Source organism: Venatoribacter cucullus (assembly GCF_016132445.1).
Lineage (GTDB): Bacteria > Pseudomonadota > Gammaproteobacteria > Pseudomonadales > Oceanobacteraceae > Venatoribacter > Venatoribacter cucullus.
The window spans coordinates 253,939-273,057 of record NZ_CP046056.1; the positions used below are offsets into that span (position 1 = coordinate 253,939).

Below are 19,119 nucleotides of genomic sequence, written 5' to 3' on the forward strand. Positions count from 1 at the left end.
GTTGTGCATATTGTTATCTGTTTTCGCGCTTGCCGGAATAGCCGGGTGTGTAAAGTCCGGTTTTTTTTGCGTTAAAACGGTTGGTTATCAATCTTCTGGCTGCGCAAACTGCGCAATTTCCGGTACAGCGTGCGTTCGCTGACGCCCAGAGCCTGTGCCAGTGACGCGTTATCACCTTCGTACTGTTGCTGCAGTTGTTGCAGGTAATGCTGCTCCAGCTGATCCAGCGGCATCAGCGGCAAGCCGGCAGGTAAAGGGGCCGCAGTCGCAGGCAGCGCGGGAGTGTCACGCTGCGGCAGCTGCAGATGCTGAGGTTCAATCAGGTTGCTGTCACACAGCAGGATGGCGCGCTCGATGCGGTTGCGCAGCTCACGGATGTTGCCGGGAAAAATCTGGCTGGTCAGCCATTCGCAGGCGGCATCGGACAGTTGCAGGGGGCGTTGCGGGCTGAGCTGCTGCAGCAGGTGTGTGGCCAGCGGCACAATATCTTCCGGCCGCTCGCGCAGTGACGGCAGCAGCACCGGAAAGGGGCTGATACGGTAGTAAAGGTCCTGACGGAAGGTGCCGGCAGCGACCATGTCTTCCAGCTGCCGGTGGGTGGCACAGATCAGCCGGAAGTCGGCCTGTTTGGGGGTGATGCTGCCAACCGGCCGGTAAGCGCCGGTTTCTATCAGGCGCAGCAGTTTTACCTGCATGGGCAGCGGAATATCCCCCACTTCATCGAGAAACAGAGTGCCGCCACGGGCGGCATCAATCAGACCGGGTTTCTTCTGGGTGGCGCCGGTAAAGGCGCCTTTTTCGTAGCCGAACAGTTCGCTCTCAAACAGGCTTTCGGTCAGGCCGGAACATTCCACCGTCACAAAAGGTTTGCTGCTGCGCTGGCTGTGGTTGTGCAGATATTGCGCCGCCAGTTCTTTGCCGGTGCCGGAATCCCCCAGCAGCAGCACGCTGATATCGCTGGGAGCGGCGCGGCTGAGTAATTCCAGCATGCGGGTGTAGGCGCTGCTGTAGCCCAGCATGGGTTGGCCGGGCAGGCTGTCGCGGTGTTGCAGCGGCTGCATGATTTCAACGAAGAAGGTGATGTCGCCGGCGTCGTTGCAGATCGGGCTGAGTTCCACGTTGACGTGTTCGCGGCCACGGGCGGTGTTGTGAATATGCAGAATGCGCTGGCGCTGACCGGTGTCCAGGCATTGGCGTAAGGGGCAGTGTTCGCCAGCCTGATCGCAGGGGACGCTGTAGCCGTGCGATACCTCGTAACAATGGCGCTGCAGGATGTCCTCTTCATTGGCGAAGGTGCGCCGGTAGGCATCATTGGCTGCGCAGATTTCGTAATCCAGATTCAGCAGCACCGCCGGATCGCTGATGGCATTCAGCAATGAGGTGATGGCGGGCAGGTCGTGACTGTCGATATTGGAAAACATGACTGACATCTTTGGCAGTGGCGTGCTGCCAAATCTGGCAGCTGGCGTAAGGATGCGCAAGCCCAACATGTGTTTTCTATGCCTGGCAGCGCTGACAGCACAGCTGGCCCGCTTGTTGCTGAGGGAGCTCTGTGACAACACGCCGCATGGTCAGCCAGTACATTCAGGCCGACCATGCGATGCCTGACTGGCATGCCCTGTGTTTGCGGGGCGGCCGCCGGAATAACCGGCGGTGCCAATGTTCTGAGTAACCGGAGGATCAGCAATGATCAGTGAAAGCCTCGTCGAGCTATCGCGGCTGCAGTTTGCCATTACGGCGTTTTACCATTTTCTGTTTGTACCCCTGACCCTGGGTCTGTCATTTCTGCTGGCCATTATGGAGTCGGTGTACGTGATGACCGGTAAAGAAATTTACCGCGATATGGTGAAATTCTGGGGCAAGCTGTTTGGTATTAACTTTGCGCTGGGGGTGACCACCGGCCTGACCATGGAGTTTCAGTTCGGTACCAACTGGGCGTATTACTCACACTATGTGGGTGATATTTTCGGTGCGCCGCTGGCCATTGAAGGACTGATGGCATTCTTTCTGGAATCCACCTTTATCGGCCTGTTTTTCTTTGGTTGGGAGCGGTTAAGCAAGGTGCAGCATCTGCTGGTGACCTGGCTGGTGGCCATCGGCTCCAACCTGTCGGCACTGTGGATTCTGATTGCCAATGGCTGGATGCAGAACCCGATCGGCGCTGAGTTTAATTACGACACCATGCGCATGGAAATGACCAGCTTTGCTGAGGTGATTTTAAACCCGGTGGCGCAGGTGAAATTCGTCCATACCGTCTCGGCCGGTTACGTGACCGGAGCGATGTTTGTGCTGGCTATTTCCGCTTTCTACATGCTGAAAAAACGCGATCTGCCTTTTGCCCGCCGTTCCTTTGCCATTGCTGCCAGCTTCGGTTTTGCCGCCATTCTGAGTGTGATTATTCTCGGCGATGAATCCGGTTATGAGCTGGGGGATGTGCAGAAAACCAAGCTGGCGGCCATTGAAGCCGAGTGGGATACCCATGAAGCGCCGGCGGCTTTTACCCTGATCGGTCTGCCCGATGAAGACCGCATGACCACCGACTACGCGATTAAAATTCCTTACGCGCTGGGGCTGATTGCCACCCGCTCGGTTACGGAAGAAGTGACCGGTATTAAAGACCTGATTGCTCAGCATGAATTGCGCATCCGTCGCGGTATGGAAGCCTATGCTTTGCTGCAAAAAATCCGCAGTGGCGATAAATCCGCGCCGGTATTGGCGGCCTTTGATGCCCTGAAAGATGACCTCGGTTACGGCCTGCTGCTGAAGCGTTATACCGATAACGTGGTGGATGCCACCGAAGAGCAGATTCAGCAGGCGGCGCGTGACACCATTCCGGCCGTGGCGCCGATGTTCTGGACCTTCCGCATTATGGTGGGGCTGGGCTTCCTGATGCTGGTGCTGATTGGTCTGTCGTTCTACTACAGCGCCCGTGGTGTGGCGGAAGAGAAAACCTGGCTGCTGAAAGCCCTGTTAATTGCGCTGCCGGCGCCCTGGATTGCCTGTGAAATGGGCTGGTTTGTGGCCGAGTTCGGTCGTCAGCCCTGGTCCATCGGAGAAGTGCTGCCCACTTATCTGTCGGTGTCGACCCGCAGCGTGGAAGACCTGTGGCTGAGCATTGCCGGTTTCGTCACCTTCTACACCGTGCTGCTGGTGGTGGAAATGTACCTGATGATCCATTTCTGCAAACTGGGACCGTCCAGCCTGCACACCGGTCGTTACCACTTTGAACAGCAGGGTGGAGCCTTACCGGCACAGCCGCTGCAGTCTGTACAAGATCCGGCCTGAGGAGCAGAACATGGATTATGAAACCTTAAAAATTGTCTGGTGGTTATTAATCGGTGTGCTGCTGATCGGCTTTGCCGTCACCGATGGCTTTGATATGGGCGTGGGTGCGCTGCTGCGCATCATTGGTAAAACCGATAACGAGCGGCGGGTGATGCTGAATACTGTTGGCCCGCACTGGGATGGTAATCAGGTGTGGTTTATCACCGCCGGCGGGGCTTTGTTTGCTGCCTGGCCGGTGGTCTACGCGGTGGCGTTTTCCGGTTTTTACTGGGCCATGCTGCTGGTGCTGTTCGCCATGTTTTTCCGCCCGGTAGGCTTTGAATACCGTTCGAAAATGACCGATGCCCGCTGGCGCAGTGCCTGGGACTGGGGTCTGACCGTGGGCGGTGCGGTGCCGGCGCTGGTGTTCGGTGTGGCGTTCGGCAATCTGTTCCTGGGCGTGCCGTTCACCCTGGATGAGTTTATGCGCTCTACCTACAGCGGCTCGTTCTGGGCCTTGCTGAATCCGTTCGGTCTGCTGGCCGGGCTGATCAGTCTGGGCATGCTGACCCTGCACGGCGCCACCTATCTGCAGATGCGGACCGATGGAGCCCTGCATGAGCGGGCGCGCAAAACCGGCGTGTTGTTAGGCGTGCTGGTGGCGGTGCTGTTCGGTTTGGCCGGATTCTGGGTAGCGGGTATGGACGGCTATGTTATGACCGCCAGCGCTGATGTGGGCGCGGCAATGTCGCCGCTGCAGAAAACCGCAGAGCTGCAGGCCGGTGGCTGGATGCAGAATTACAGTCAGTATCCGCTGGCCATATTGGCGCCCGTCGTGGGGTTTGCTGGCTTGTTGCTGGCCTCGCTGTTTTCGTTGCTGAACCGCGGCGCGCTGGCCTTTGTCGGCAGTTCGCTGGCACAGGTGGGGGTGATTATGACGGCCGGCGTCAGTCTGTTCCCGTTCATTATGCCGTCCAGCCTGAATCCGTCGCACAGTCTGACCGTGTGGGATGTGGTCTCGAGCGAGCTGACCCTGAATATTATGTTCTGGGTGGCCATGGTGTTTGTGCCCATCGTGCTCAGCTACACCGCCTGGGGTTACTACAAAATGCGCGGTCGCCTGACCACCGATTTTATTGAACAGAACAAGTACAGCACGTACTGAGGAGATTGGTTATGTGGTATTTCGCCTGGATTCTTGGCGTGTTGCTGGCCTGCTCGTTCGGCATCATTAACGCCCTGTGGCTGGAAGTGAGTGGCCGCTTCGAGCACGAATAAAACCTGCTTTGTGACCGGTCCGGCCTTGGTCGGGCTGGCAGTGAAGTCTTATTTCTGTATGCCTATTGCGGAATGTATGACGGAATATTTAAGGGGTAACGAATGGCCTTAAACAAAGACGATTTACTGGCCGAAGCGCGCAGTGCTGTGGTGCCGGTGGATGCGGCGGCGGCGGAAGCCATGCTGGCGCAGGGCTGTGTGGTGCTGGATGTGCGTGAGCCGGCTGAGTTTGATATGGGGCATCTGCCCGGGGCGGTGAATGTGCCGCGCGGGGTGCTGGAATTCCGCGTTGGTGATCACCCTGATTTATGTGATCTGCAGGCGGATATTTTGTTGTATTGCAAAAACGGTGGCCGCAGCACATTAGCCGCTCATACCCTGAAGCGCATGGGTTTTGAGCAGGTAAAAATGCTGGTGGGTGGCTTTGATGGCTGGGCGGGTTCGGTGCACAAAGTGGAACTGGACCCGGGCATGTATCGCTGAGGATTAACGATGAAAAAATTACTGACTGTTTTGGTATCCGCAGCGCTGACATCCGTGTCCGTGCAGGCTGAAGACACCCGTGCGCTGCAGGCGGAAGCCCGGACGCAGATCAAAGCCTTTGCCGGTGCGCTGCAAAGCACGCTGAAGCAAGGGATGGAAAGTGAGGGTGCTGTGCATGCGATTGAGCTGTGCAATACCGAAGCGCCGGTGATTGCCGAACAGACCAGTGTGAATGGCTGGCAGGTTGGCCGCACCTCGCTGAAAGTACGCAACCCGGACAACCAACCGGATGCCTGGGAACGTGAAGTGCTGCAGCAGTTTGAACAGCGTAAACAGGCCGGCGAAGACCTTATGACACTGGAAGCCAGTGCGACTGAGAATGGCGAATTCCGCTTTATGAAAGCCATTCCCACCGGTGCCGCCTGTATTGCCTGTCATGGCACCGAACTGAGTGCGCCGGTGCAGGCGCGCCTGGCCGAGCTGTACCCGCAGGATCAGGCCCGTGGCTTTAACCCCGGCGATCTGCGTGGTGCTTTCACGTTGCGTAAAACACTGGAGTAATGCAGGTGTCTGAACACATTGTAAATATCCGCTGGCAACAGCAGGGCGAGTTTTCCCACGAGGGCTTTGAGCGCCGTCATGAGCTGCAGTTTCAGCCGACCGTCACGCTGCCGGCCGGTGGCGCCGGTAACGATTTTGGTGCTGATCCGGAACAGATGCTGGCGGCGGCCATGGCCAGCTGTCATATGCAGACCTTCCTGGCGCTGGCGGCGAAAAAACGTCTGGTAGTGGCTTCTTATGAAGACATTGCCAGCGCCGAAATCGCCCAGCGTGACGATGGTAAATTCTGGGTGCCGGTAATTCGCCTGCAACCCAGGGCCGTGTTCAGTGGCGATAAGCAGCCCGATGCGGCGGCCATTGCTGCCATGCACGAAAAAGCCCATCAGCACTGCTTTATTGCCAATTCCTGCCTGAGTGAGGTGGTGGTCGAGCCGCGAATGGGTTAACGGGTTCCGGGGGCGGCGTTGAGGGTTCTGCGTGCCCGGTGGCTATTCACGGGGCGCACCAAACCCTCAACCCTCAACCAGATCTTCTCCCGTCCAAGCATCCTCTTACATTTCTTTGCGGCCTGATTAGTCATAATCTGCCGCTGTTTTATGCTTTCATGCTATCTTTTCTGCCGTCCATATAATTAATTCTGATCATCAAGGGGCACCCGTCGGTATGACTGTGTTATGGATTTTGTTGCTGCCCATGCTGGGTATTCTGCTGCCGTTATTGGCCGGGCGCAGCGGGCGCACAACCATTGCCTGGAGCACGGCACTGTTGCCGGCGGTGGCGCTGGGGCTGTTGTTGCAGGCGGCGCCGCAGGTGTTCAGCGGTGAAGTGCCGGTATACACCGCTCAGTGGGTGCCATTACTGGGGCTGAATATTTCTTTGCATCTGGATGGTTTGGCGTTTTTATTCAGCCTGCTGATTCTGGGTATTGGTCTGTTAATTATTCTGTACGCCCGTTATTACCTGTCGGCGCAGGATAATATGGCGGTGTTTTACGCCTATTTGCTGTTCTTCATGTCGGCCATGCTGGGTGTGGTGCTGTCGTCCAATTTATTGCAGCTGTGGTTATTCTGGGAATTAACCAGCATCAGCTCCTTCCTGCTGATCAGTTTCTGGTCGCACAAAAGTGAAGCCCGTAAAGGCGCGCGTATGGCGCTGGTGGTAACCGGTGCCGGCGGTCTGGCGTTGCTGGGTGCCTTATTGCTGATCGCGCAGGTTACCGGTACCTATGAATTGCGCGAAGTGCTGGGCATGGGTGACGTGCTGCGTGCCAGTGACTATTACCCGGCCATTCTGACGCTGTTTTTGCTGGGGGCTTTTACCAAGTCGGCGCAGTTCCCGTTCCAGTTCTGGTTGCCGCACGCGATGGCGGCACCCACGCCGGTATCGGCCTATCTGCACTCGGCCACCATGGTGAAAGCCGGGGTGTTCCTGCTGGCGCGTTTCCATCCGGCCCTGTCGGGTACCGAAGCCTGGTTTGTGGCGGTGTCCCTGACCGGTATGGCGACCATGTTGCTGGGCGCCTATACGGCGCTGTTCAAGCATGATTTAAAAGGTCTATTGGCTTATTCCACGGTATCGCATCTGGGCCTGATTACCCTGCTGCTGGGGCTGGGTTCACCGCTGGCAGCGGTGGCGGCGGTGTTTCACATTATTAACCATGCGGTGTTCAAAGCGTCACTGTTTATGGCGGCCGGTATCATCGACCACGAATCCGGCACCCGCGATATGCGCAAGCTGAATGGCCTGTGGAAATACATGCCCTATACCGCCACGCTGGCAATGACGGCGGCGGCTTCGATGGCGGGGGTGCCGTTGCTGAACGGCTTCCTGTCGAAAGAAATGCTATTCGCCGAAACCCTGCATCAGGAAACCCTGGGGGCGCTGTCCTGGTGGATTCCTTTACTGGCGACTGCCGGTGGTGCGCTGGCGGTGGCGTACTCGCTGCGCTTTATGCACGATGTGTTCTTTAACGGCGAACCCATTGATCTGCCGAAAACCCCGCACGAACCCCCCCGCTATATGCGGGTGCCGGTGGAGGTGCTGGTGGTGCTCTGTCTGCTGGTCGGTATTTTCCCGCAATTTATGGTGGGCGATATACTGGCAGCCGCATCGTCGGCCGTACTGCAGACCGAGCTGCCCTATTACAGCCTGGCGATCTGGCATGGTTTTAACCTGCCGTTGCTGATGAGTGGCCTGGCAGTGGCGGGTGGTCTGGCCCTGTATGCGAACCGCCGGCATCTGTTCTATTTCCAGAGCCAGTTTGTTGAACGTGATGCCAAGCTGGTATTTGAAGGGGCGGTACAGCGAGTGCAGGGCTGGGCCGGGGTGCTGAACAATGCGCTCGATAACGGCTCGCTGCAGCGCTATATGCTGCTGCTTATTTTACTGGCGCTGGCGGTCAGTGCGGCTCCCTTATTCCATTTAATGGATACCGTCGGTACGCATCCGCAACTGCCGGTGAACTGGGTGGTGGGCTTCTGTGCCGCGCTGATGATAGCCGCCACCTTCGTGACGCTGTGGTGGAGCCATCGCCGGCTGGTGGCTCTGATCGCCTTATCGGTGGTGGGTCTGATTGTCTCCATCGCCTTTGCCTATTTCTCCGCGCCGGATCTGGCGTTAACCCAGTTGTCGGTGGAAGTGGTCACCATTCTGCTGTTCCTGCTGGCGCTGTTTTTCCTGCCGCAGAAAAGCCCGGTGATCGACAGTTCCTTTACTGTGATTGTGCGTGATTTCAGCATTGCGGCGTTGTTTGGCAGTGTGATCGGCACCATCTGTTATGCCCTGCTGATCCGGCCGCTGGACAGCATTTCCGGTTATTTCCTGGACAACAGTAAGACCGGCGGCGGTGGTACCAACGTGGTGAACGTGATTCTGGTCGATTTCCGCGGCTTCGATACCCTGGGCGAAATTACCGTACTGGGGATTGCCGCGCTGGGTATCTTTAAGTTGTTATCACGGATGCGGGTGTATATGCCGCACAGCGACAGCAAGGGCCGTAAGTGGGCCAAAGATCGTCATCCGCTGTTGCTGGCGCTGGTATCGCAAAGTTTATTGCCGCTGGCGTTGCTGGTGTCGGCGTTTATTTTCCTGCGCGGCCACAATATGCCCGGTGGTGGTTTTATCGCCGGTCTGATTACCGCCATTGCGTTAATTCAGCAATATGTTGCACACGGGGTGGTGTGGATGAAAGAGCGGATGCCGATTAATTATCAGGGCCTGATCGGCAGCGGCTTACTGATCGCCACCCTGTCGGGCCTGGGCAGCTGGCTGTTCGGCCGTAATTTCCTCACCACCTGGTTTGATTACTTCCACCTGCCGGTGGTCGGCGAGTTTGAGCTGGCCAGTGCCATGGTGTTTGACTTCGGCGTGTACCTGACTGTCATCGGTGCCACCCTGCTGATTCTGGCGAATCTGGGTAAGCTCACCACCACCGAGCGCCTGCGCGCAGGAGATGAATAATGGAATTTACCTTTGCCCTCGGGGTGGGTGTGCTCACCACCGCTGGTATTTATCTGATGCTGCGGGGCCAGACGTTCCCGGTCATTGTTGGCCTGACGCTGCTGTCGTATGCGGTTAACCTGTTTCTGTTTGCCAGTGGTCGTCTTACCGTCAACGGCGCGGCGATTGTTGGCCAGAGTGAGGTCTATACCGATCCCTTGCCGCAGGCGCTGGTGCTGACCGCTATTGTGATCGGTTTTGCCATGACCGCCTTTGTGCTGATTCTGGCCATGCGTGCCCGTTCGGATCTGGGCAATGACCATGTGGATGGCCGCACCATGCCGCAGGCCCGGGAAACCGGTGCTGAGGAAAATGGCAAAGAACGAAAAACCAGCCGCAAAAGTGCCACCCGTACTGAATTGCGTGATACCAAACCCCGCAAGGAGCCGAAATGATTCTGCAGCATTTACCGGTATTGCCGCTGCTGATACCTCTGTTGGGCGGTATTTTATTGTTACTGCCACCGCTGGCTGATTCTGACCGTGCGCAGCGCTGGGCGGGCAGTGCCATTGCCCTGGCGGCACTGGCGGCGGCGCTGTTGTTGCTGTGGCAGGTTGATGCCCGGGGCACGCTGGTCTATGCCGTGGGCGAATGGCATCCCCCGTTCGGTATTGTACTGGTGGCGGACCGTATGGCCGCGTTGTTGCTGGTGCTGACGTCCTTATTGCTGTTGAGCGTGCAGGTATTCAGCAGTGCCGGTGAAGATCAGAAAGGGCGTTTTTTACACCCCTTGCTGATGTTTCAGGCGCTGGGCATTCAGGGCTCGTTCCTGACCGGTGATATTTTTAACCTGTTCGTATTCTTTGAGATCTTGCTGATCGCGTCTTATGCGCTGTTAATTCATGGTGGTGGTAAGCAGAAAACCCAGGCCAATGTGCATTATGTCATTCTGAACCTGGCCGGTTCGGCGTTGTTTCTGTTTGCGCTGGGCATTATTTACGGCACCTTCGGCACGCTGAACATGGCCGACCTGCAGCAAAAAGCCGCACATCTGCCCGCCACCGATGTGCAACTGGCGAAGGCCGGGGCGATGTTACTGCTGGTGGTATTCGGGATGAAATCTGCCATGTTGCCGCTGCATTTCTGGTTGCCACGCGCCTATGAGGCGGCACCAGCACCGGTGGCGGCTTTGTTTGCCATTATGACCAAGGTGGGCATCTACAGTCTGTGGCGGGTGCATAACAGCATTTTCGGTGAAGGTGCCGGAGAGCTGGCCAATATTGCTCAGCCCTGGTTGTGGCCATTGGCCTGGCTGACCGTCGTGGTGGGGATTGTGGCGGTGCTGGCCAGTCAGACATTGCGGACGCTGACCGCTAACCTGATTATCGTCTCGGTCGGCAGTTTGCTGCTGATGGTGGCGATTAACGGTGCCGACGCCACGGCGGCGGGCCTGTATTACCTGGTGCACAGCACCATCGCCGCCGCCCTGATGTTTTTGCTGGCCGGGCTGATCATTGCCCAGCGCGGCAAGGCCGAAGACCGCTTTGTGCAGGCCCGCCCGGTCACCCAGCCGGTGTTGCTGGGAGGCTTGTTTTTCATTGCGTCTCTGGCGCTGATCGGCATGCCACCACTGTCTGGTTTTATTGGTAAAGCGCTGATGCTGAAAGCAGCTTTACCGGATTCAGCCGGCTGGATCTGGCCGCCGATATTGCTGGGCAGTCTGGCAGCGTTGCTGATGCTGTCACGGGCCGGCAGTACGCTGTTCTGGCGCGTGCGTGGCGACAACGACGAACCGGTACGGGTGCAGCCGGCCCAGCAGCTGGCGGTGTGGATACTGGTATTGGCGCTGGTGGCACTGGTGATCTGGGCCGGCTGGCTGACCAGTTTTATGCAGCAGGCGGCGCTGGATATGCTGAATGGTCTGGATCTGCAACAACTGCTGCTGCCGGCGGGAGGTTATCATGCTGAATAAACTGCTGCCGATGCCGCTGCACACCCTGATTCTGACCGGGGTGTGGCTGCTGCTGAACGACTTTACCGCCGGCCATCTGGTGCTGGGTTTACTGTTGGGCCTGATGATTCCCTGGCTGGCGGCCCGTCTGAGTGATCCCCATCCGCGTGTACAGCGGCCCGGGCTGGCCTTTCTGTACCTGCTGAAAGTCTTGTGGGATATCGTGATCTCGAACTTCGAGGTGGCCTACCGGGTGCTGCGTTCCAATAAACATCTGCGGCCGGGGCTGATTGCCTTACCACTGGATCTGCGCGGTGATTTTCCGCTCGCCATTCTGGCCAGCACCATTTCCTTAACCCCGGGTACCGTGAGTGTGGATTTCTCGGATGATCTGCAATGGCTGTATATCCATGCCCTGCATATCGATGACGAACAGGCGCTGATCGATACCATTAAAACGCGTTATGAAGCGCCGCTGCGGGAGATTTTCGGATGCTGAATGTCGTATTGCCGGCGGTATCGCTGCTGGTGGGAATTGCACTGGTGCTGAATGGCGTGCGGTTGCTGATGGGACCGTCCACCGTCGACCGCATTCTGGCGCTGGATACCATGTACATCAACAGCATTGCCCTGATTGTGTTACTGGGGCTGTATTTTGCTACGGATATGTATTTTGAAGCGGCCCTGCTGATTGCCATGCTGGGCTTTGTCAGTACCGCGGCGCTGGCCAAATATCTGTTGCGTGGCGACATCATTGAATAAGACGGAGGCTGACGATGTTCTGGCTTGAATTGATTGCATCGGTGTTATTGCTGGTGGGCGGTGTGTTTATTGTGATCGGCGCACTGGGCATGGTGAAACTGCCGGATTTTTATACCCGCCTGCACGCACCGACCAAGGCCACCACGCTGGGGATTGGCTGTATTCTGGTGGCATCGATGGGGCTGCATGCGTTGCGCGGTGACGGTTTCAGTATTCAGGAGCTGGTGATCAGCCTGTTTCTGTTTATTACCGCGCCGGTGTCGGCCTATATGATTGCCAAAGCGGCGTTTCACCGCCGTACCGGTTTGCAGGACGGCACTCTGAACAGCCACCTGGCCGACGATATTGTGCAGCAAAGCAATCATCCGGCGGTGGATAAAACACCGGAACAGCCCTGATTACAGCTGCGCCAGCGCCTGTTGCAGGGTTTCGACGGCAATGACGGTCATGCCCGGCAGCGGCTGCCGCGGGGCATTGGCTTTGGGAACGATGGCGCGGGTAAAGCCGTGCTTGGCGGCCTCGCGGATGCGTTCCTGCCCAGACGGCACCGGCCGGATTTCGCCGGATAACCCTACTTCCCCGAATACGATTAAATCCTGCGGTAAGGCCTGATTGCGGAAGCTCGATAACGCCGCCAGCAGCAGTGCCAGATCGGCGGCGGTCTCATTCACCTTCACACCCCCCACCACATTAATGTACACATCCTGATCGCCCAGCATGACGCCACCATGGCGGTGCAGGGCGGCCAGTAATAAATTCATGCGGTTCTGATCCAGCCCCACCGCCACCCGTTTGGGGTGACCAAAATGGCTGTCGTCGACCAGCGCCTGAATTTCCACCAGCAATGGCCGCGTTCCTTCCCAGATCACCATCACCACGCTGCCGGCGGCGGGTTCTTCACTGCGGCTTAAAAAAATGGAACTGGGGTTTTTCACTTCTTTCAGGCCGCTTTCCAGCATGGCAAACACGCCCAGCTCGTTGATGGCGCCGAAACGGTTTTTGATGCCGCGCAGCGTGCGGAAGCGGCTGTCACCGTCGCCTTCCAGCATGATCGAACAGTCGATCATATGCTCCAGCACTTTCGGGCCGGCCAGGGTGCCGTCTTTGGTGACGTGGCCGACCAGCAGCAGAATGGTGCCGGTCTGTTTGGCGTAGCGGGTGAGGGCGGCGGCACTTTCGCGCACCTGCGACACGCTGCCGGGGGCGGATTCCACGCCTTCCACGTGCATCACCTGAATGGAGTCGATGACCACCACTTTGGGCTGGTGTTGCTGCAGTAATTGCAGCAGCCGGTCGACACTGGTTTCGCTGAGCATATTCAGCTGGTCGGTGGGCAGGTTTAAGCGGCGCGCGCGCATCGCTACCTGCTGCAGGCTTTCTTCACCGGTGACGTACAGCGCCGGCAGGGTGGCGGCCAGCGCACACATGGTCTGCAGCAGTAAGGTGGATTTACCGGCGCCCGGATGGCCGCCGATGAGGATGGCGGAGCCTGGCACCAGACCGCCGCCGAGCACGCGGTCGAATTCCTGCATGCCACTGCTGATGCGCGGCACTTCCGCCAGATCCACATCGGCCAGGCGCTGAATGCCCTGCGTGCCGGCCGCCCCGGCATAGCCGCCGAGGCTGGCGTCGCGGGCCGGGGTTTTGGCCGCCGAGACGACAAATTCCTGCAAGGTATTCCAGGCACCACAATCGCTGCACTGGCCCTGCCATTTGCTGTGATCCGAGCCGCAATCGGTGCAGACATATGCGGTTTTTTTCTTGGCCATAATAAACACTATCCGGAGCTGGTGACGGCGACGTGAAAGCGCCGAGTGTACGGCATTCAGAGGATTCCGTCAGGCACTGCAGATGGCTATGGCAGGGCGGTGCAACTTGCTACACTCGGGACTTTCCGTCACCCAATAAGGATAATGCCCGATGAAAATTGAGACTCAGGCTATTCACGCCGGCTTTAATGATGACCCGACCACCCGCGCGGTCGCGGTGCCGATTTATCAGACCACGTCCTACAGCTTCCGCGATACTCAGCACGGTGCCGACCTGTTCGACCTGAAAGAACCGGGCAATATTTACACCCGCATTATGAACCCCACCAACGATGTGCTGGAGCAGCGCCTGGCGGCGATGGAAGGTGGTATCGGCGCGCTCTGTATGGCCTCCGGTATGTCGGCCATTACCGCCAGCATTCAGACCCTGGCCCGCGCCGGCGATAACATCGTCAGCGTCAGCCAGCTGTACGGCGGTACTTACAATCTGTTCGCGCACACCTTTCCGCAGCAGGGTATTGAGGTGCGGATGGCGCGCGGAGACGATCTGATTGCTCTGGAAGCACTGATCGACGACAACACCAAAGCGCTGTTCTGTGAGTCCATCGGTAACCCGGCCGGCAACGTGGTTGATCTGCAGGCGCTGGCTGATATGGCGCACAAACATGGCGTGCCGGTGATTGTCGACAACACTGTCGCTACCCCGTATCTGTGCCGGCCGTTTGAATTTGGTGCCGACATCGTGGTGCATTCGTTAACCAAATACATTGGTGGGCATGGCACCACCGTGGGCGGTGCGATTGTCGATTCCGGTAAGTTCCCGTGGAAAGATAACCCGCGTTTCCCGCACTTTAACCAGCCAGACCCTTCGTATCACGGTGTGGTTTACGCCGAGGCCTTTGGTCCGGCCGCCTTTATCGGCCGGGCCCGCGTGGTGCCGCTGCGTAATATGGGGGCGGCGCTGGCACCGCTGAGTGCTTTCCTGTTGCTGCAGGGCCTGGAAACCCTGGCGCTGCGGATGGACCGCCATGTGGAAAACGCCCAGAAAGTGGCGGAATATCTGGCGGCCCATGAACAGGTGCTGTGGGTAAATTATGCCGGTTTGCCGACCAATAATTACCACGCCGTGGCGCAGCGTATGGTCGGTGGTAAACCCTCGGCGATTTTAAGTTTCGGCATTAAAGGAGGTGCCGAAGCCGGGGCCAAATTCATTGATGCGCTGCAGATGATCAAACGTCTGGTGAATATTGGTGATGCCAAATCACTGGCCTGTCATCCGGCCACCACGACGCATCGCCAGCTGAACGAGGAAGAGCTGGCCAAGGCCGGTGTCAGCCGTGATCTGGTCCGCCTGTCGATTGGTATCGAGCATGTGGATGATATCATCGCCGATGTTGAGCAGGCGCTGGCCGCCGCACGTTAAACCCTTGTGTTCCGGCAGTCACTGGCTGCCGGTATTTTTTAACAGCAGGCTAGTCTGGGAGCCGTTATGTCATTTGGTCAGTTTATTGCGTTAATCAGTTTTGTCCTGTCGATGGGGACCATTGCGGTAACGTATTACGTTGGTACAACACAGGGTACCGCCTTACTCTGTAACCCCTTTATTGTGGGGTGCACCGATATTACGCATACCGGTATGAAAGGTGCGGCCGGCTTTATTTTCCGTGGTGGTCTGGTAACGGCCTGCGCATTTTTTATGGTCTGGTGGGTGGTTATGCACACCTGGCTGCAGGGGCGCAGTAACCGCATCGCACTGAATGCGATGACGATCCTGGGCGTTATTGGTGCCATTGGTTTGATTGTGGGTACCGCCGTATTGCTGCCGGAAAAAGCCGAAAGCCCGTTTAAAGTACATGTGAAAGGGGCCAACCTGTTTTTCCAGGGCACAATTATTGCCATTCTGATCAGCTACGTGCTGATTTATAAAGCCCGGAAAAATGGCTTTGAGGTGCCGTCATTCCGCCTTAAATCCATTATTCTGATTGCCTTGACGGTGATGTCGATACTGGTTGAAGGCGCTGCAATTACCGTCAATATGAGCAATAAAAGCCGGATTATTGAGTGGTGGGGAACTCTGTTTGTCGGCATGTATTTCCTGTCGTCCTACTGGGACTGGAAGCGTGTGCGTCTGGTCAGCGAAGATCGCTGATTTCCTGACCGGCGTCAGGTGCGCCGGCCAGCCAAAACGCCTATGCTGACTAAGCGCCGTTAAGGCGCTTCATTTATAAGGAAACATTGCATGGCCATTCCCGTTGATCTTCTGCACGAAATGAATCTGCTGGCGCATTACGATCTGCACAGCATGCAAAAGGGTATTAAAGTGCACTCCGATGCCGGGCCAGAGATGATTGCGGCGGCACAGCGCCTGCATCAGAAAGGGCTGATTGATCAGCCGGATGGCGGCTATCTGACCACGCTCGGGCATGATGCCGCCGAGCACGTACAGAATCTGTTGCAGATTCTGCGTGGCTGATGGCTTCAGGCGCTGAAGTCGCCCCACTGAAACTGCAGTACGCTGAGGGCCGCGAGGGCTGCGGTTTCAGTACGCAAAATCCGCGGGCCTAAGGTCAGGCCGGCAAAACCGGCCTGCAGCGCCTGCTCTACCTCGGTATCACTGAAACCGCCTTCCGGCCCCACCAGTAATGCAATGGCGTCTGGTTGCGCATAATCGCGCAGTGGCTTTTGCTGGTGCGGATGCAGCAATAACCGGACATCTTCCTGGCGGGCGCTTGTCCAGTCGAGAAAATGCACCGGCTGGTGGATTTCCGGCACCCAGGTGCGGCCACTTTGCTCACAGGCCGCGACGGCCACGTTACGCCAGTGCTCCATTTTTTTATCCAGTCGCTCACCCTTTAAGCGCACCTCACAGCGTTCGCTCCACAGCGGTGTAATGTCGCTGATACCCAGCTCGGTGGCTTTCTGAATGGTGAAATCCATCCGGTCACCTTTTGAAACGACCTGGCCCAGGTGCAGTGCTAAGCGCAGTGGCGGTTCCTGACGCAGACATTGCTGCAATTCGACTGCGGCTGATTTTTTCTGCACGTCGCACAGGCGGGCAGCAAATTCACTGCCGCGGCCATTAAATACCAGTACCGCATCCTGTTCTGTCATCCGCAGGACGCGCAGCAGATGAGTGGCGTTGTTGTCGTCCAGTGGCAGCTGGGTGCCGGCTGCGCTGGCCTGAGGCAAATAAATTCGCGGGGCGGAGCTCATGGGATACCTGTGGTTGTGGTGCCGTGGTTCAGTCGCCGGCCCGCTGCTGGCGCAGGGTGCGGCTTTGCAGCTGGAATAAATGCTGAATCAGCATTTCCTGTTCTGCTTCTTTCAGGCCGTCAAAATTAACCCGTACCTGATAACGGCCGCGATCATGATTCACTTCTTTTACCGAAACAATATCACCGGCCAGTGACAGGCTGGCATTGGACGGTTTCAGCTGCATATTCAGCAACATAAAGCGTTCAGCCTGCAGCGGTTCATCAGTATAAAAGGCAATGCCGCAAGCGCTCAGATTAACCTGCATGCGCGCTTCGTTGCTGCCATTATGCAGCTCTGGCGTGTCACCCGGGTGATCGTGGGTGTTGTGCAGCAGATTGATTTTGCGGTTAAACAGCTCCAGCACCTGCCCCAGTTGCGGGTGGCTGGCCCGCACCTGATGCAGCAGTAAGCCTAGCTCCTGCTCCAGTTGTTTCAGTTCGGAAGTCTGCAGTTGATGCTCGCTGCGCCACTGCTCAAATTCATCCGCACTGAGGGGGCGGAATTCCATAATGACTTCGTCATCGAGGCGGAAGAAACGGCGTCTTTCCTGCATTGTTATTATTATCCTGTTCAGAAAATTTCGTTGGGCGACAGCTCAAAATCTTCCGGGCGGGCGTTGAAGGCATCTTCAACTGCCGGGGTCGTTTGCGGCTGAATAATCGGTTGATCGTCGTCGTCATCTTCCTGCGAACGCAAAATAATAATTTCTACCCGCCGGTTGCGCTCACGGGTTTCCGCATCCAGATTCGGCACCAGCGGCATGGTGTCGGCGTGACCAACAATCTGAAAGCGGCTGGCGTCCATTTCCGGGGCGATAAACAACTCTTCGGCAAACGCCGCCGCCCGGGCTGAAGACAATGTCCAGTTAGAACGGAAGCGACCGCCGCGGATAGGAATATCATCGGTATGGCCTTCCACGGAAATTTTGCCCGGAATGGTGACCAGCACCTCGCGGATTTTATCGACCACCGGCAAAAATTTATCCTCGATATAATCCGAGCCGGAGCGGAAGGCGCCTTGCTGCGGAATACGGATAATAATTTTTTTACCGACGGTCTCAATTTCCACCTGACCCTGGGCAATTTCACTTTCCAGCCGGGTGGCGATATCCAGCGCCATTTCTTCACTCTTTTGGATTTCGGCCTGCTCAGACGATGAAGGCACCACCACTTCGCGGGTTTGCATGCCGCGATCGCCCTGGCGTTCGATCTGTTGCTGGGTTTCGTCCTGGCACAGCACTTCCAGTGAACTGCGGGTGATATCGTTGGTTTTCTGCCGCACTTCATTAATGGGCGTCGGCTCCGGAATAGAGGGGCTGAAATGACGCGCAATCACGCTGGTGCCTTTCGGTGGGTCATCAACGTTGATAACCGTCTGCACACCAAAGGCCTCGCGCAGCTCACCGGCCAGACGTTTGAATTTCAGGGCATCAATTTCGGAAAACGACAGCAGCAGCACGAAGAAGCACATCAGCAGCGACATCAGGTCGGCGAAGGTCATGATCCAGGCCGCCATTTTCGGACATTCCGGACATTCGAGTTCTTCTTCCGGCGCCATTACTGCTCTCCGGTATTGCGTTTGCTCTTCTGGATATAGGTCTGCAGCATGGATTCAATGACGCGCGGATTCTGGCCGCTCTGAATGGCCAGCAGGGCGTCAATAATCATGTTTTTCAGGCGCGCCTCTTCCTCTTTGCGCAACGTCAGCTTGTCGGCAATCGGCAGCGCGATCATGGTCGCCATCATGGCGCCATAGAGAGTGGTCAGCAGCGCCACCGCCATGGCCGGGCCGATGGATTTCGGGTCATCCATATTCGCCAGCATCGCCACCAGACCAATCAGGGTACCGATCATGCCCATGGCCGGAGCCACATCGCCAATGGCCTTAAAAATGTTAATGCCGATGGCGTGGCGCTCGACGGTTTGTTTCATATCTTTGTTCATCAGCGTGCGGACCACGTCCGGGTCGTGGCCGTCCACCAGCAGCTGAATGCCTTTGCCAAGAAATTCATCACTGACTTCGCGGCCTTCCAGCGACAGCAGCCCACCTTTACGCGCCATGCCGGCCATTTCCACCACTTCTTCGATGATTTTTTCCGGCTTGCTGAGCTTGAAGGAGAAAGCTTTGGCGGCCACTTTTACGGCACCCAGAAACTGCCCCAGTTCGAACTTCACCATCACGGCAAACATACTGCCGACAATCACAATAAGAATGGACGGTACGTTGACGAACATACTGATGTCGCCGCCCAGGATCATGGCCATGATCACAATGGCGAGGGCGCCTACTATCCCGATAAGCGATGCGAGATCCACGGATGCTCCTTGATTAAGCGTTAACTGCGCCCAAGTTTAGCTA

General features: G+C 57.2%; 21 protein-coding genes. 15 read left to right on the forward strand and 6 right to left on the reverse strand.

Annotated elements, in window-relative coordinates:
* Positions 1 to 71 precede the first annotated feature (71 nt).
* On the reverse strand, positions 72 to 1,421 hold the full coding sequence (locus GJQ55_RS01255) for a sigma-54 interaction domain-containing protein (protein ID WP_228345694.1): 1,350 nt from the start codon (positions 1,419 to 1,421) through the stop codon (positions 72 to 74).
* Between the two features lie 265 nt (positions 1,422 to 1,686).
* Between GJQ55_RS01255 and GJQ55_RS01260 the strand changes: the two genes are divergently transcribed.
* The 12 genes from GJQ55_RS01260 to GJQ55_RS01315 all read left to right on the forward strand — a co-directional run bounded on the left by GJQ55_RS01260 (position 1,687) and on the right by GJQ55_RS01315 (position 12,135).
* Positions 1,687 to 3,285, forward strand: coding sequence for a cytochrome ubiquinol oxidase subunit I (locus GJQ55_RS01260; protein ID WP_228345695.1), 1,599 nt, complete (start codon positions 1,687 to 1,689; stop codon positions 3,283 to 3,285).
* A gap of 10 nt (positions 3,286 to 3,295) precedes the next feature.
* Positions 3,296 to 4,429, forward strand: coding sequence for a cytochrome d ubiquinol oxidase subunit II (gene cydB / locus GJQ55_RS01265; RefSeq protein ID WP_228345696.1), 1,134 nt, complete (start codon positions 3,296 to 3,298; stop codon positions 4,427 to 4,429).
* 11 nt (positions 4,430 to 4,440) lie between these two features.
* Entirely contained in the window at positions 4,441 to 4,542 is a 102-nt protein-coding gene (gene cydX, locus GJQ55_RS01270; RefSeq protein ID WP_228345697.1) for a cytochrome bd-I oxidase subunit CydX, read from the forward strand.
* A gap of 102 nt (positions 4,543 to 4,644) precedes the next feature.
* The gene (locus tag GJQ55_RS01275) at positions 4,645 to 5,025 is read left to right on the forward strand and encodes a rhodanese-like domain-containing protein (RefSeq protein WP_228345698.1); all 381 of its coding nucleotides are present in this window, start codon (positions 4,645 to 4,647) and stop codon (positions 5,023 to 5,025) included.
* Between the two features lie 9 nt (positions 5,026 to 5,034).
* On the forward strand, positions 5,035 to 5,586 hold the full coding sequence (locus GJQ55_RS01280; protein WP_228345699.1) for a Tll0287-like domain-containing protein: 552 nt from the start codon (positions 5,035 to 5,037) through the stop codon (positions 5,584 to 5,586).
* Positions 5,587 to 5,591: 5 nt separating this feature from the next.
* Positions 5,592 to 6,032 carry an OsmC family protein gene (locus GJQ55_RS01285; protein ID WP_228345700.1) on the forward strand — a complete coding sequence of 147 codons (441 nt, stop codon included), beginning with the start codon at positions 5,592 to 5,594 and terminating at the stop codon, positions 6,030 to 6,032.
* A 217-nt stretch (positions 6,033 to 6,249) separates the two neighbouring features.
* Positions 6,250 to 9,045, forward strand: coding sequence for a monovalent cation/H+ antiporter subunit A (locus GJQ55_RS01290; RefSeq protein WP_228345701.1), 2,796 nt, complete (start codon positions 6,250 to 6,252; stop codon positions 9,043 to 9,045).
* Positions 9,045 to 9,479 carry a Na+/H+ antiporter subunit C gene (locus GJQ55_RS01295; RefSeq protein ID WP_420907147.1) on the forward strand — a complete coding sequence of 145 codons (435 nt, stop codon included), beginning with the start codon at positions 9,045 to 9,047 and terminating at the stop codon, positions 9,477 to 9,479. The genes GJQ55_RS01290 and GJQ55_RS01295 overlap by 1 nt, the downstream gene beginning before the upstream one ends.
* On the forward strand, positions 9,476 to 10,996 hold the full coding sequence (locus tag GJQ55_RS01300) for a monovalent cation/H+ antiporter subunit D (protein WP_228345702.1): 1,521 nt from the start codon (positions 9,476 to 9,478) through the stop codon (positions 10,994 to 10,996). The genes GJQ55_RS01295 and GJQ55_RS01300 overlap by 4 nt, the downstream gene beginning before the upstream one ends.
* Positions 10,986 to 11,474 (forward strand): Na+/H+ antiporter subunit E, encoded by a 489-nt coding sequence (locus GJQ55_RS01305; RefSeq protein ID WP_228345703.1) that lies wholly within the window; start codon positions 10,986 to 10,988, stop codon positions 11,472 to 11,474. The genes GJQ55_RS01300 and GJQ55_RS01305 overlap by 11 nt, the downstream gene beginning before the upstream one ends.
* The gene (locus tag GJQ55_RS01310) at positions 11,468 to 11,737 is read left to right on the forward strand and encodes a K+/H+ antiporter subunit F (protein WP_228345704.1); all 270 of its coding nucleotides are present in this window, start codon (positions 11,468 to 11,470) and stop codon (positions 11,735 to 11,737) included. Before GJQ55_RS01305 ends, GJQ55_RS01310 begins: the two co-directional genes overlap by 7 nt.
* A 14-nt stretch (positions 11,738 to 11,751) precedes the next feature.
* Positions 11,752 to 12,135 (forward strand): Na+/H+ antiporter subunit G, encoded by a 384-nt coding sequence (locus tag GJQ55_RS01315; protein ID WP_228345705.1) that lies wholly within the window; start codon positions 11,752 to 11,754, stop codon positions 12,133 to 12,135.
* Here GJQ55_RS01315 and radA read toward each other — a convergent pair whose 3' ends face one another.
* On the reverse strand, positions 12,136 to 13,506 hold the full coding sequence (gene radA, locus GJQ55_RS01320; protein ID WP_228345706.1) for a DNA repair protein RadA: 1,371 nt from the start codon (positions 13,504 to 13,506) through the stop codon (positions 12,136 to 12,138).
* 151 nt (positions 13,507 to 13,657) lie between these two features.
* Here radA and GJQ55_RS01325 point away from each other — a divergent pair, with 151 nt between their 5' ends.
* The 3 genes from GJQ55_RS01325 (at position 13,658) to GJQ55_RS01335 (ending at position 15,979) form a co-directional block, all read left to right on the forward strand.
* Entirely contained in the window at positions 13,658 to 14,929 is a 1,272-nt protein-coding gene (locus tag GJQ55_RS01325; protein ID WP_228345707.1) for a bifunctional O-acetylhomoserine aminocarboxypropyltransferase/cysteine synthase, read from the forward strand.
* Between the two features lie 66 nt (positions 14,930 to 14,995).
* A complete protein-coding gene (locus GJQ55_RS01330; RefSeq protein ID WP_228345708.1) occupies positions 14,996 to 15,655 on the forward strand; it encodes a Frag1/DRAM/Sfk1 family protein in 660 nt (219 codons plus the stop codon).
* 90 nt (positions 15,656 to 15,745) lie between these two features.
* Positions 15,746 to 15,979, forward strand: coding sequence for a TIGR02647 family protein (locus tag GJQ55_RS01335; RefSeq protein WP_228345709.1), 234 nt, complete (start codon positions 15,746 to 15,748; stop codon positions 15,977 to 15,979).
* Between the two features lie 5 nt (positions 15,980 to 15,984).
* Here GJQ55_RS01335 and GJQ55_RS01340 read toward each other — a convergent pair whose 3' ends face one another.
* Genes GJQ55_RS01340 through pomA form a run of 4 tightly spaced genes read right to left on the reverse strand, consistent with a single transcriptional unit; the run spans position 15,985 to position 19,076 of the window.
* On the reverse strand, positions 15,985 to 16,719 hold the full coding sequence (locus GJQ55_RS01340; protein ID WP_228345710.1) for a 16S rRNA (uracil(1498)-N(3))-methyltransferase: 735 nt from the start codon (positions 16,717 to 16,719) through the stop codon (positions 15,985 to 15,987).
* Positions 16,720 to 16,747: 28 nt separating this feature from the next.
* Entirely contained in the window at positions 16,748 to 17,314 is a 567-nt protein-coding gene (locus GJQ55_RS01345; protein ID WP_228345711.1) for a PilZ domain-containing protein, read from the reverse strand.
* Positions 17,315 to 17,331: 17 nt separating this feature from the next.
* Positions 17,332 to 18,318 (reverse strand): flagellar motor protein MotB, encoded by a 987-nt coding sequence (locus tag GJQ55_RS01350; RefSeq protein WP_228345712.1) that lies wholly within the window; start codon positions 18,316 to 18,318, stop codon positions 17,332 to 17,334.
* On the reverse strand, positions 18,318 to 19,076 hold the full coding sequence (pomA, locus tag GJQ55_RS01355; RefSeq protein WP_228345713.1) for a flagellar motor protein PomA: 759 nt from the start codon (positions 19,074 to 19,076) through the stop codon (positions 18,318 to 18,320). Before pomA ends, GJQ55_RS01350 begins: the two co-directional genes overlap by 1 nt.
* Positions 19,077 to 19,119: the final 43 nt, after the last annotated feature.